The sequence below is a fragment of the Clostridium sp. DL1XJH146 genome (assembly GCF_054819755.1).
In genome coordinates, this window is the sequence record NZ_JBTVVN010000007.1 from 114,641 (window position 1) to 129,275 (window position 14,635).

Consider the following 14,635-nt stretch of genomic DNA (forward strand, 5'->3'; position numbering starts at 1 on the left):
TATGATGAAGGATTATATTTTGGATTCTCATAAAAGGTGTATTGATTTTGGTATAGAAAAACATATTACATATAGTAGAAAGATATTAAATGATGAACTTCTTCAATTAAAACTTCATGCAAATGAAGAGCTTATACTTGCAGTTCGTCCCTTTATGGAACATTTGTATGATTTTGTTAAGGGATCAAATTTTTTTAGTATACTTACAGATAGTGAAGGGTGTATTTTGAGTGTAATTGGAGACGAAAAAATATTAGGAGAAGCTACTAATATTAAAATGATACCAGGCGCTTATATGAGTGAAGAGCATATTGGAACAAACGCCATGAGTTTAGTATTAACAGAACAAAGACCTATTCAGATATCAGAAAAAGAACATTACATTAGTTCATATCATAGATGGACATGTTCAGCAGCCCCCATTAGAAATCAGGAAGGCGAAATAGTTGGTGTATTGAATTTGACAGGTTATTGTGAGTTAGCACATCTTCATACTCTAGGTATGGTTATTGCAGCAACTAATGCAATTGAGGAATTAATGGTGACAGATAAATATAGTAAACACTTATTTAAAGTAAATAATCACTTTGCAAGAGTATTTGATTCCATTTCAACAGGGATAATAACATCAGATTTAAATGGAAATATTCTTAATTACAATAAAACAGGATTAGGAATGTTTGGATATACAAAAGATGATTTTCAAAAACTGAAAATATGGGATCTAGTTGAGAATTATGATGATATTTTAATTAAGATGAAAAACAATGAAGATTTTATAGATGAAGATGTATTTATTCATAGTAAAAAAAATAAACTGCAATATAATTTAAGTGTTTACCCAATCTATATAACTAGCGAAATAATGAAGGAATTAACTTTTGTTTTTTTAGACATTAAACGTAATAGAAAACTAGCAGGAAGAGTACTTAGTAATCAAGCAATATACACCTTTGATAAAGTTATAGGTGAAAACAAAGACTTTAAGAAAAATATTGAATACTCTAAAAAGATTGCCGACAGTAGGTCTACTATATTAATTATGGGTGAAAGCGGTACAGGAAAAGAAGTTTTTGCACAATCAATACATAATGCTAGTAGCAGAAAAGATGAACCTTTTATAGCTGTGAACTGTGGTGCTATTCCTAGAAATTTAATAGAGTCAGAATTATTTGGGTATGAAGCTGGTTCTTTTACGGGGGCAAAAAAAGGAGGCAATCCAGGTAAATTTGAGTTAGCTGATGGTGGAACTATATTTTTAGATGAAATTGGTGAAATGCCAATTGATATGCAAACTAAACTGCTTAGGGTAATTGAAGAATCTGTTATTACAAAAATAGGTGGGGTAAAACAAATCCCCATAGAGGTTAGAATTATAGCTGCTACTAATAAAGATTTAAATGAAGAAGTCGAAAAAGGTAATTTTAGAAAAGACTTATTTTATAGATTAAATGTATTACCTTTGTATTTAGCACCTTTAAGGGATAGAAAAGATGATATCCCTTTACTTATAAATTATTTTATGAAAAGAACTTCAAAAAAACTTAATAAAAAACCTGTAGAAATAACAGAAGGATATTTAAATTGTATGATTAATTATGAATGGCCAGGTAATATAAGGGAACTAGAAAATATTGTAGAACTCATAATTAATACTGAAGCTTTGCCTGAAAAATTTAAAGAGTACACTGAGAATAATAATTTTAACGAATATACAATAGAAAATAGAATAGAAGCTACAAAAGTAAAAAATGATTATAAAGATACAGGTTATGATAATAATTTTTGCTTGAATTTAAAAGAAGTAGAAAAAAAACATATTAAAAGAGTATTAGACAAATATAATGGTTCAGTAGCTTTGAGTGCAAAAGCTTTAGATATAGGGAGAAATACTCTTTATAGAAAGATAAAGGAGTATGATTTATAATTAAAATACACAATGCACAATGCACAATGCACAATGCACAATGCACAATGCACAATGCACAATGCACAATTTAGGAGAATTTTCTTCCCTTTGCTCATAAAATCTTTAATTTATAGAATATTAAACACAAAAAACTGATACTACTAATAATTATTTATAAGAAAATAAGTTATTCTTTCGCAAAGTTCCATTTTGGAACTTTGTTCTATTGTGGAACAAAAAATAATGAATACGGTTCCATAATGGAACAAAGTGATTATATAGCATATAATGCTGAGACTTATTATACTAATTTATAGCTATTTACTGGTTAGTGTATATAGTATTTTATACTGTGTTTAGTAGTTTGAAATTTAATTTTCAGAAAATTAAAACTCTTAAGCCTTATGTTTATTAAGGTCTTAGTGTCTCAAGGTCTTTATCTTTTTATTGCACTCTGCAAACTGAACTCTGAACACTTGTTTTGAAAAAAGTTTGGCATGTTATTTGCTTATATAGATAGTTAAGGTAATAAATAACAAAGGGAGGTACTATATATGTACGGATATCATGGTAAAATTTTAAGGATTAATTTAGCAAACAAAGCGATAACAACTGAAGTACTAGATGACGATATGGCAAAGAAGTTTATTGGTTGTAGAGGAATTGGAGTAAAAACAATGTTGGATGAGGTTGATCCAAAGATTGATGCATTGAGTCCTGATAACAAAATAATAGTTGTTACTGGTCCTTTAACTGGAGCACCTGTACCTACAAGTGGAAGATATATGGTAGTAACAAAATCCCCTTTGACAGGAACTATAGCTATTTCTAATTCAGGTGGTAGATGGGGAGCAGAATTTAAAGCTACTGGATTTGATATGCTTATTTTAGAAGGTAAATCAGATACTCCTGTTTATATTGAAATTGTAGATGATAAAGTTGAAATAAAAGATGCTGCACATCTTTGGGGCAAGGTTGTTTCTGAAACTACTGAGCTTCTAGAAAAAGAATCAGAGCCTAAAGCAAAAATTATGTGTATTGGACCTTCAGGAGAAAAATTATCATTAATGGCTGCAATTATGAATGATATAGATAGAGCTGCTGGACGTGGTGGCGTCGGTGCTGTTATGGGTTCTAAAAACCTTAAAGCAATCGTTGTAAAAGGAAGTCATAAGGTTAAGATTAAAGATCAAGATTTGGTTAAAAAAGTAAATGGTGAAAAAGTTAAAATATTGATAAATGACCCTGTTGCCGGTCAAGGATTACCATCCTATGGAAGCGCAGTTTTAGTAAATATAATTAATGAAAATGGAGTTCACCCAGTAAAGAATTTCCAAGAATCTTATACTGAAAAAGCTGATTTAATAAGTGGAGAAACTTTAGCAGAAGAAAAATTAATAAAAAATACTGCTTGCTATAGATGTCCAATAGGTTGCGGAAGATTTGTTAAATTAGATGATGGAACAGAATGTGCTGGTCCTGAGTATGAAACATTATGGTCATTTGGTTCTGATTGTGATATTTATGATTTAGATTCTATTAATAGAGCAAATATGATATGTAATGAATATGGAATAGATACTATTTCAGCTGGTGCAACTATAGCAGCTGCAATGGAATTGTATCAAAGAGGATATATTAAGAATGAAGAACTTGAAGAAGATGGAATAGGCTTTGAATGGGGAGATAGCAAGGCAATGGTCGAGTGGACTAGGAAAATGGCCGTAAGAGAAGGCTTTGGTGATAAATTAAGTGATGGTTCATATAGGTTATGTGAGAGCTATGGAGTTCCTGAGTACTCAATGACTGTTAAGAAACAAGAAATACCAGCATATGACCCAAGAGGAATTCAAGGACATGGAATAACATATGCAGTTAATAATAGAGGCGGTTGTCATATTAAAGGATATATGATAAATCCAGAAATATTAGGTTATCCTGAGAAATTAGATAGATTAGAATTAGAGGGAAAACCTGCGTATGCAAAAGTATTCCATGATTTAACTGCTGTAATTGATTCTATGGGATTATGTATATTTACTACCTTTGGATTAGTGGCAGATGATTATGTGGATTTGTATAATGCAGTTATAGGTGAAGAACTTTATGATGTTGAATCTTTATTACAAGCAGGGGATAGAATATGGACACTTGAGAAAATATTTAACCTAAGAGCTGGCATTGGTAGTGATCAAGATACTTTACCAAAGAGGTTATTAGAAGAAGAAATACCAAATGGACCATCAAAAGGTCACGTTCATAGATTAGATGTACTTTTACCTAAATACTATGAAGTTAGAGGCTGGGATAAAAATGGAATTCCTACTGAAGAAACTTTACGTGAATTAGGGCTTGAAGACTATATTTAACTTAATAGAAATTTGCAATGTGCAATGCAATAAAAAACTTTTAATTTGCAATGAGGGGAGATTCTCGGCTGGTGCCGAGAATCTTTTTGTTTTTTGAAGGATCAAGAGATATTATGAAAATTGGGAAATCGATTAAAAGCTAAAGATGAAATTTAAAATTCAACATTCAACATTTTATATTAGTATTAAACTAAACATTTTAATCTATATATAAAATAAATTATCAATAATATTTTAAATATAGCTTTAATTAAATTACGATTTGATATAGTGATATATCGTTTCAATAAATTAATATTTATGTTATAAACAAAGTGTGACATTTTGTCCAGGTTTTCGTTTATTAAGTGAAGGGAGGATATGATGGATAAAAAATACTTAGAAAAAATTTATAAGCTATATCATAAAGAACTCTATATATATCTTCTTTCTTTTTGCAAAGACCATTATTTAGCAGAAGATTTAGTCAGCGATACTTTTTTTAAAGCTTTTGCTTCAATAGAAAACTCTCAAGAAAATATTAAATTTTATCTTTTTAGAGTTGGTAAAAATACTTGGATTGATTGGCTCCGTAAAAACAAGAAATTTAGTATTGAAGATATAGATAATATGAAACTTAATGGACCAGAAGATGTATTATTAGAAATTTTAAGGAATGAACGAAATGAGAATATTTATAAAGGTATTTTAAGTATGTCTAAGTCTTATAAAGAAATTGTGATTTTATATTATTTTTGTGATTTTTCTCTAAAGGATATTGCAAAATCTATGGAAATAACAAGTGGTGCTGCAAGAACTTTATTATACAGAAGTAGGAAAAAACTAAAAGATATTTTAAAGGAGGAGAATTATGAGCTTTAAAGAATTACTTGAAAAATATAAGGAAGGAACTTTAAATGAGGAAGAAAAACAATATGTAGAGAGTGAAATAGAAAAGAACGAAAGTATAAATGAATTTTTAGCAGATGAAATTGATTTAGGAATAGAACTTAATAATAAGGATAAAGAAAATAGTGAAATTGATAATAAAAAAATTAAAGAAGTAATGAATAAGAAGTTCCGAAAGATTACCATTATATCAATTGTAAGTGTTTTTATTATACTATTAGGAGCTAAATATATTGTATCACCAATTGTTGATTCATTTTATTATAATCCTAGTAAAGTATCTGTAGGGGAGTGTTTCCAAGATATACAATTTGATATGAGTGTGTATGTGGAATTATATAGACCTGGATATACCTTTGGGTATGCTTATGCAGAGCCTTTAGGTTTTGGTAAATACAATATAGCAATCAGTCAAAATGATTTATTTGAAGAGAATAATGTTGATACAAATATTTCTCTTATACGTAATCGCAAAATTGGTAATTTTAATAATTTACTTGATAATGAACTTAATGATGGAGATTTTTTTTATAGAAATCTAGGAAATGAAATAGAAGAGTTTTCCAATATACAATCAGAAGAAGCAATAGCTCACTTAAAGGAGGTACCTTCTACATCATATGTATCTGCTTATGTTGATTTTAAAGAAGATTTAACTATGGAAGAATTAGTTGCATTAGAAAATGAATACAAAGATTCACAAGATAATACTAAAAGCATAGATTTTAAGTGGGTGGCTATTAGAGTTATTGACAGTGAGTTGATTTCAACGGAAAGTGAAGGAGAGACAATAGATGCTAGGCGAGTTATTGTAGATAAAGTAGGGTTTAATCCTAATAGTGTAATAGATACTACTGATAGTGCTGATAAAGAAAAATATCCATATTTATCTTTACTTGATTATTATACGGCGACAAAACCTTTCGAAGATTGGAATAAGGCATTGGGATATGGATATGAAGTTCACTTCAATTCATTATTGCAATATCTATACGACAGAAAAGAATTTACAACTTCTTTAGATAAAAGACCTGTACAAGGAGATTTTTATGCAAATTCTTTAGATTACATAAAAGAAAATGGGGTAAAAACTTACGGAGTTTTAGTCTATGGTGAAGCAAAAGATATAATATCATTTATGGAAAGAGATGAAACAAACTGTATTTATATATCTGATATAAAGGTTTCTAAATATTCGAAATAACGAGTAAACTAGAGTTAGCAGTTAGCAGTTAGCAGTTAAGGAAGATTCTCGGCGGTGCCGAGAATCTTTACTTTGAGACAATTTATTAACATTCTTTTAAAGATAAGTTAAAAAGATTTAAATATCATTGACATAGAATTCAAATTATGGTATAAAAAATAGTGTTAGCACTCAACAAAAGAGAGTGCTAACAGATACATAAAAAATTTTAATACATGTAGGATCAAAACTAAATAAACATTAAATGGTTATTAGAGCCATATTATGAAAGGGGAATTATAAATGGAAAAGAAACAATTTAAAGCAGAATCTAAGAGGCTTTTAGATTTAATGATTCATTCGATTTACACAAATAAGGAGATCTTTTTAAGAGAACTTATTTCAAATTCAAGCGATGCCATGGACAAAATATATTACAAAACTTTAGAGGATGAAACTTTAGAGTTTAATAAAGATGATTATTTTATTAAAATTGAAGCAGATAAAGAAAATAGAATATTGAAAATGACTGATACAGGTATTGGAATGACTAAAGAAGAGCTTGAAAACAATTTAGGAGTAATAGCTAATAGTGGTTCTTTTAAATTCAAAAGTGATAACGAAATAAAAGATGGTTTTGATATAATAGGACAATTTGGTGTTGGTTTCTACTCAGCGTTTATGGTAGCAGATGAGATAACTGTAACTTCTAAGGCATTTGGTAGTGAAGAAGCTTATAAATGGGTTTCAGAAGGTGCTGAAGGATATATTATTGAAAAATGTGAAAAAGATTCAGTAGGAACAGAGATAATTATTAAATTAAAAGAAAATGAAGAAGATGAAAATTATGATGAGTATTTAGAAGAGTATAAATTAAAATCTATAATTAAGAAATACTCAGATTTTATAAGATATCCTATTAAAATGGAAGTAACTGAAAGCAAACTTAAAGAAGGTAGCGAAACTGAATACGAAGAATTCAAAGAAGAACAGATAGTAAACAGTATGATTCCTATCTGGAAAAAGAATAGAAGTGAACTTACTGAGGAAGATTACAATAATTTCTATGCTGAAAAGCACTATGGTTTTGATAAACCAGTAAAACACTTGCACGTAAGAGCAGAAGGAATGATATCTTACAATGCAATTCTTTATATTCCTGAAAAGACACCATATGATTTCTATACTAAAGAGTATGAAAAAGGTCTAGAGCTTTATTCTAATGGTGTATTAATAATGAATAAATGTGCCGATTTATTACCTGATTACTTTAGTTTTGTTAAAGGTATGGTAGATTCAGAAGATTTATCTTTAAATATTTCCAGAGAAATATTGCAACAAGATAGACAATTAAAATTAATAGCTAAAAATATCAAGTCTAAAATTAAGAGTGAGCTTGAAAAATTATTAAAGAATGAAAGAGATAAATATGTAGAGTTCTATAATTCTTTTGGAAGACAATTGAAATTTGGTATTTATAATAATTTCGGGAGTGAAAAAGAAGTGTTACAAGACCTTCTTATGTTCTATTCTTCTAAAGAAAAAGCTCTTGTAACATTAGCTGAATATGTTGAAAGAATGCCAGAAAATCAAAAATTCGTTTACTATGCATCTGGTGATTCAAATGAAAGAATTGCAAAACTTCCTCAAACAGAAATGTTAGCTGATAAAGGATATGAAATACTATACTTTACAGATGATGTTGATGAATTTGCAGTTAAAATGCTTATGAATTATAAAGAAAAAGAATTTAAATCTGTATCAAGCGGAGATTTAGGTATTGAGCAAGAGGATGAAAAAGCAAAAGAAGAAACAGAAGAAAACAAAGATTTATTTAAGTACATGAAGAAAGCATTAGAAGGTAAAGTTAAAGACGTTAGAGTCTCTAAGAGATTAAAAAATCATCCTGTTTGTTTATCTAATGAAGGAGAAGTATCTATAGAAATGGAGAAAATCTTAAGTGCAATGCCTGATAGTCAAGGGGTAAAAGCTGATAAGGTGCTTGAAATTAACGTAAATCATGAAATATTTGCAGCATTAAAAGATTCTTTTGAAAATGATAAAGAAAAATTAGATCTTTATGCTAGTTTATTATACAATCAAGCATTACTTATAGAAGGACTTCCTGTAGAAGATCCAGTAGAATTTACAAATAATATGTGTAAAGTAATGAAATAGTTTTTTAAAAAAGGAGATGAAGTTTATTCATTTCCTTTCTTTTTGTAGAAAATAATACTATTATCTGATATTATTAGTATAATAATTTTGCAATCAAACTTAGGAGGATAATGATAATGATTTTAGGTATTAGTGCAAGTGGAAGAAAAGATGGAATAACTAGCAAAGCGGTGAAAGAAATACTTAGTTCAACGGGATTAGAGTGTGAATATATTTCTCTTAGTGGCAAACGTATTAATGGATGTATTGGGTGTACAGGTTGCGTAAAAGATAATAGATGTAAAGTTAAAGATGATTGGAATGAAATTGGTGAGAAGATGTTAAAAGCTGATGGAATAGTTTTTGGTGCACCGAATTATTATAACACTATTAATGCACTTGGACATGCAGCATTAGAGAGAACCTTCTGTTTCAGACATAAAGAAAAATTTGATTTAGCAGGTAAATTAGGAATTGTTGTATCTACCGGATATAATAAATTACAAAATCCAGCAGAAGATATTATCGAAAAAATTATGATATCAAATAAAATGGCTGTTATTTCTAAGGTTAAAGCAGCGGGATATTCTCAATGCTACGATTGCGGAGATGGACTTAATTGTAGCGTGGGAAATATAGTAAATGATCATGGTTTTATAGATGAAATAAAAGAGGAGCATTTACCAATTATATTTGAATGTCAAACCGAAGCAAAACATGAAGCATATAAAGCTGGTAAAATACTAGGTTCTATCATTAGAAACAGGTATAATAAATAGAAGGACTCTTGATGATGTTGTTTTTTGTATGAAAAAGCAGTAGATAGGTTTGGTAAAAACAAATTTATCTACTGATTTCTACGTTAATAGGTATTTAATTTTGTAAATCTTTAGCATTATCAATAGCTATTTCAAACCAGAAACAAATTCCATCTTTAACATTTTTTACACCATAAGCATTGTTATGAGCTTCTAAAATAGCTTTGACAATGGAAAGTCCTAATCCATGACCACCTTTTTCTCTTGTTCTTGCTTTATCTAATTTATAAAAACTATCCCATATTTTTTCCAGATTTTCTTGGCTTATTGGTGGACAAGTATTAAATACTTCAATTCGTATGGTATTGCTTAAAGTCCTTAGATTTACTTTTATTTTTCGGTTTTCATCAACGTAATTTATTGCATTGGTTATATAGTTTGTAAATACAGTCTCTAGCATGAAAATATCCCCAAATACGTCTGTAGGATGAATTTTTTCAATCTTATATCTAATATTTTTATCTTTAAAAATTTTCAGGTATTTATCAAGTACCTTTCCTATAAAATCATTTATTTCGAAGGAGGTTTTATTTAAAACTTTATCACCAAATTCCATTTGATCAATATTTAATAAATTTTCAACTAAATAATTCATTTTTATAGATTCATCTATTATAACATCACAATAGAAATTTGTTTTTTCTTTACTTTTAATGACATTTAGTTTTAAACCTTCAGCATATCCTTGCATTAGTGAAATAGGTGTTTTTAATTCATGGGATACATTGTTAAGCAACGTTCGCCTTTTTTGGTCTAATTTATTTTTTTCCTTAATTTCATTTTCAAGTTGAAGGTTTTTAGCATTTAAGGAATCAATTGTAGTTGATAATTCCTTAGACATTTCATTTATACTTTCAGCAAGTTCACCAATCTCATCGTTTGAGAGTACTTTACAAGATGTTTTAAAATCTAGCTTTTTTAAATTTCTAGTTACTTCATTGATTTCACTTATAGGTTTTGTGAAATCAATGGATATAATATATGCAAATATCATTGCAATAATAAAAACAATAATCCCTATTATCAAAAGGAAATTATTAGACAATTTTATATTTGTTTTGATTGAGGCAAGTGGTGTAGTTAATTCGATGAAGTTACCGTTATCTAATGTTCCAGATAAGGTTAGGTTTTTCTCTTTTAGTAGTAGGTCATTAGCCCAAAATATACTTATGCTATCATTTATATTTTCAGTCCTAAATATGTCTAATACAGGTTTTTTGCCAGGAGGAGGAGTTATTTGTTCCAATCCATCATCTTTTCTATCTGGTAAATAATTTCTTGAACTATAAATTGTTTTTCCTAATTTATCTGTTATCAATATGTCTATATTTGAATTTGATTCAATAGAGAGTAATTCAACTAAATTATTATCGTAATCATCTTTTTCTATAGAATTAATTGTAGAGTAATGGTCTATTAATAAATTCTTTTGATTGTATGTATAGTAAGACTCAAGTAATAATGTATTAGCTAGTAGTAATAGAGTTATCAAAATAATAATAAGTGTACCTATTTGAAAAAAAAGTTTCCTCTTTATTGAATTCACTCTATCACCTCAAATTTATAACCATAGCCTCTAACAGTTACTATGTATTTACCACAGGGGTCTAGTTTAAATCTAAGCCTATTTATATGAGTATCTACAGTCCTATCAGTGCCTTCATAGTCGTAGCCCCAAATGTTATTTAAAAGCATTTCTCTTGAAAGAACTGTTTCTTCATTTTGGATCATATACAATAACAATTTATATTCAGTTGAGCTGAGCTCTACAATATTGGTTTCAGATTTTACTATATGTTTATAGGTATCCATAGCTAAATTACCTTTGATTAAATAATCCCTATTACCGTAAGTTCTATTCATTAAAGCATTAACTCTTGCTACCAATATAGAAGGACTAAAAGGTTTTGTAATATATTCATCTGTTCCTTTACGAAAACCATTAAGCTCATCTTTTTCTTCACTTTTAGCCGTTAGCATAATTATAGGTACTGTACTTACCTTTCTTATTTCTTCACAAACTTCCCAGCCATTAAAGAAAGGCATCATAATATCTAAGATAACCAATTTAATTGTGGGGTCATCTAAAAACTTTTCAATTGCTTTTTTTCCATCGGCGGCTTCTATAATTTCATATCCTTCATTTGTTAAAAAATCAGATATTAATATACGTATTCTCATCTCATCATCTGCTATAAGAATTTTATATTTCATATAATCACCTCATTTATTATTTAGTTAGTTAAACTTTACATTAATAATGTTACAGAGATATAACATTGTACATGTAATACTGTTTTTTTATTGATGATTGTATATTTTAAACTATAATAAATATTATAATTACATTTAAATTATAATACAAATAGGAATGGTGTTTTTTTAAAAGGATGTCTATATTTGAAGTTTTGTGATATAGATGTGACATTTATATAGTAAATTAAATTTAACATAAAAGAAAGGAGGCATTGATATGGGATTATTAAAAGCCAAAAGACATGAAATAAAGCATACAATTAGCGATATGGATTGTTTAGTTCTTAAAAATAAGCTTAGTAAAGTATTAAAAAAAGATGCTAATTGTCCTGATGAGGGATACACCATAACGAGTGTGTATTTTGACGATTATAATAATGGTGCTTATGCTCAAAAGATTAATGGTGATGCAATTCGTCATAAGTATAGGATACGTTTTTATAATAATGATACTACTTTCTTAAAGCTTGAAAGAAAATCAAAGATTCATCAAATGACTATGAAAGTATCAGGGAAATTATCAGAGGACGAAGTGAAAAATATTTATAAAGGCAATTATGAATTTTTATTAGAAAAAGAAGAAAGTTTATTTAAAGATTTTTATTTTCAGTTATCCCATGGATTAATTAAGCCAAAAGTTATTGTTAAATATAACAGAATAGCTTTTATACATCCAGTAGGAGATACAAGAATTACTTTTGATAAAGATATAAGAACATCTAGTAATCAGGTAAATATATTTGATGATAATATAATTTACACACCGGCCTTGGGATTTAATGAAAATATTTTAGAAATTAAATTTAACGGAGTTTTCCCAGACCATATAAAGAGTCTTATAGAAAGTGGAAATGTAATGGCCACTTCATCATCAAAATATGTTTATGCAAGAAAATACAATTATAAATTTTAGGAGGAATATTTATGACATTTCAAGATATTTTTAGTGAAGGATTTTTAGAGGGAACAACAAGTTTATCAGCATTAGATATAGGGATAACATTATTATTATCCTTTGTAGTTGGATTATTTATATTTCAAATTTATAAAAAGACGTACCAAAGTGTGGTTTATACAAAGAGTTTTAATTTGTCTTTAGTAATGATGACAATGATAACTTCATTAGTAATTATGGCAGTTACATCAAATGTAGTTTTATCATTAGGTATGGTTGGTGCATTGAGTATTGTTCGTTTTAGAGCGGCTATTAAAGATCCTATGGATATAGTATTTATGTTTTGGTCAATAGCAGCAGGTATTGTAACAGGAGCAGGTTTCTTTATGCTTTCTATAATTGGTTCTTTTGTTATTGGAATGATTCTTTATGTCTTTAATTTAAATTTAAAAAGTGAAACTCCTTATATTTTGTTAATTAATTTCACAAAAGAAGAAGATGAAACAGAAGTAATTAATAAAATTAAATCAAAAGTGGACAAGTATTTCGTCAAATCAAAAACAGTAGATAATACGCAAATAGAATTAACAATAGAAATTAGAATAAAAGATGGAGAAATGAGTTTTGTAAATGATTTAAGAGGTATAGATTCAGTTGCAAATGCTATGTTAGTGAGCAGTAGCGAATATTCTAATTAGAGGAGGAGTGCTATATGAAGTGGATTAAAAGCTTAGCAGCCGTTCTATTAGTAATTTTTATAATAGTAATAGTTGATTTGAACTCTGCTAATTCTACTAGCATATCAGCTGATGAAAATACTATAGTTGATAAAGTAGTATTTCCTCATGATGAAGTTGTAGATGTGAATATTGAAATAGACGAAGATGTATATCAAAATATGTTAGATACGGCTATAGAAGAAGAAGTGGTTATGGCAAATATAACATATAATGGATACACATTTAGTGATATTGGTATTAGGACAAAAGGTAATTCCAGTTTAAGAAATGTAGCAAATTCAGATAGTGATAGATATAGCTTTAAAGTTGATTTTAATTATTATCTAGAAGACCAAGATTTCTATGGAATAACAAAAATCAATCTTAATAACTTGTTTAATGACCCGTCTATGATGGCAGAATACATAGGATATGAAATGCTTGATGATATAGATGCAGTTTCTTCGAGAACTACTTATGTTGCTTTATCTATCAATGGTGAGTACTATGGTCTATACTTAGCAGTTGAGCAAGTAAATTCATCATTTTTAACTGACCATTATGGAGATGATTCTGGTGAATTATATAAACCAGATTCTGGTATAGGAGCTGATTTAGCATATATATCTGATGATGGAATGGGTTATACAGGAATGTTTCCTGAAAATATGGATGAATACGATAATGAAAAGTTGGTAGAGCTAATAAAAGCTATTGAAGATGGAAGTGACTTAGATTCTATACTTAATGTGGATTCTTTCTTGAAATATTTAGCTTTTAGTACAATGACTGTTCATCAAGATAGTTATCAAGGTGCTATGTTTCATAATTATTATCTTTATAATAACGATGGGATATTTGAATGGATTTCTTGGGATTTAAATATGATTCTTAATGGTTTCCCTGGGTCAGGATTTACTGATGAAGAAGCTATAGAATTCTTAATTGATGAACCTGTGAAAGGTGAAATGTCAAGTTATCCACTGGTTGAAGCAATATTTGAGAATGAGGAATATGTAGCAAAATATCATGAATATTTGCAGGAAATATCAGAAGGATATCTAGAAGAAGATAATATAAACGAAAAAGTATTAACTGTATATAATATGATAAAAGATTATGTTGAAATAGATCCATCATCTTTTTATACATATGATGAGTTTGAAAAGGCTCTATTTGAAGATGAAGGAACTAACATAAGTTTATTAAATTTTGTGCAGTTAAGAATAGAAAATGTAACTCAGCAATTGGCTGGTGAAATCCAGAGTACAAATGATGGACAAGGAAATTCAGGCTCAAGTGGTAATATGACTCAAGGACAGGGTATGAAAGGTCAGATGACCGATGAAATAGCAACAGATGGTGAGATACCAGAGATGATTGATGGCGAGATGCCAGAGATGGTAGATGGCGAAAGACCCGGAAGGCCAGAGATGGTAGA

11 protein-coding genes are annotated in these 14,635 nt (G+C 28.7%); 9 read left to right on the forward strand and 2 right to left on the reverse strand.

Translation table 11 applies throughout. The annotated features are described in order from the left end of the window. The first annotated feature begins 4 nt into the window (after positions 1–4). The 6 genes from ACVHXK_RS05460 (at position 5) to ACVHXK_RS05485 (ending at position 9,285) form a co-directional block, all read left to right on the forward strand. Positions 5–1,927, forward strand: coding sequence for a sigma-54-dependent Fis family transcriptional regulator (locus ACVHXK_RS05460; RefSeq protein ID WP_461205369.1), 1,923 nt, complete (start codon positions 5–7; stop codon positions 1,925–1,927). Between the two features lie 536 nt (positions 1,928–2,463). Beyond that, complete coding sequence (locus tag ACVHXK_RS05465) at positions 2,464–4,278, forward strand: aldehyde ferredoxin oxidoreductase family protein (protein ID WP_461205356.1); 1,815 nt, start codon at positions 2,464–2,466, stop codon at positions 4,276–4,278. 363 nt (positions 4,279–4,641) lie between these two features. Further along, positions 4,642–5,139 (forward strand): RNA polymerase sigma factor, encoded by a 498-nt coding sequence (locus ACVHXK_RS05470; RefSeq protein WP_461205357.1) that lies wholly within the window; start codon positions 4,642–4,644, stop codon positions 5,137–5,139. Further along, positions 5,129–6,370, forward strand: a complete 1,242-nt coding sequence (locus tag ACVHXK_RS05475; RefSeq protein WP_461205358.1) for an anti sigma factor C-terminal domain-containing protein — start codon at positions 5,129–5,131, stop codon at positions 6,368–6,370. The genes ACVHXK_RS05470 and ACVHXK_RS05475 overlap by 11 nt, the downstream gene beginning before the upstream one ends. A 282-nt stretch (positions 6,371–6,652) precedes the next feature. Further along, positions 6,653–8,527: a molecular chaperone HtpG gene (gene htpG, locus ACVHXK_RS05480; RefSeq protein ID WP_461205359.1), complete on the forward strand. Its 1,875-nt coding sequence runs from the start codon at positions 6,653–6,655 to the stop codon at positions 8,525–8,527. A 116-nt stretch (positions 8,528–8,643) separates the two neighbouring features. Then, positions 8,644–9,285 (forward strand): flavodoxin family protein, encoded by a 642-nt coding sequence (locus tag ACVHXK_RS05485; RefSeq protein WP_461205360.1) that lies wholly within the window; start codon positions 8,644–8,646, stop codon positions 9,283–9,285. A gap of 94 nt (positions 9,286–9,379) precedes the next feature. On the opposite strand, the gene ACVHXK_RS05490 is transcribed toward ACVHXK_RS05485, so the two are convergent. Then, complete coding sequence (locus ACVHXK_RS05490) at positions 9,380–10,870, reverse strand: HAMP domain-containing sensor histidine kinase (RefSeq protein ID WP_461205361.1); 1,491 nt, start codon at positions 10,868–10,870, stop codon at positions 9,380–9,382. Then, positions 10,867–11,538, reverse strand: coding sequence for a response regulator transcription factor (locus tag ACVHXK_RS05495; protein ID WP_461205362.1), 672 nt, complete (start codon positions 11,536–11,538; stop codon positions 10,867–10,869). Before ACVHXK_RS05495 ends, ACVHXK_RS05490 begins: the two co-directional genes overlap by 4 nt. 259 nt (positions 11,539–11,797) lie before the next feature. Between ACVHXK_RS05495 and ACVHXK_RS05500 the strand changes: the two genes are divergently transcribed. The 3 genes from ACVHXK_RS05500 to ACVHXK_RS05510 form a co-directional block, all read left to right on the forward strand. Next, entirely contained in the window at positions 11,798–12,493 is a 696-nt protein-coding gene (locus tag ACVHXK_RS05500; RefSeq protein ID WP_461205363.1) for a polyphosphate polymerase domain-containing protein, read from the forward strand. An 11-nt stretch (positions 12,494–12,504) separates the two neighbouring features. After that, positions 12,505–13,173, forward strand: coding sequence for a DUF4956 domain-containing protein (locus ACVHXK_RS05505; RefSeq protein WP_461205364.1), 669 nt, complete (start codon positions 12,505–12,507; stop codon positions 13,171–13,173). Positions 13,174–13,187: 14 nt separating this feature from the next. Next, positions 13,188–14,635: CotH kinase family protein (locus ACVHXK_RS05510; protein ID WP_461205365.1), on the forward strand; the 1,448-nt coding region annotated here is incomplete at its 3' end.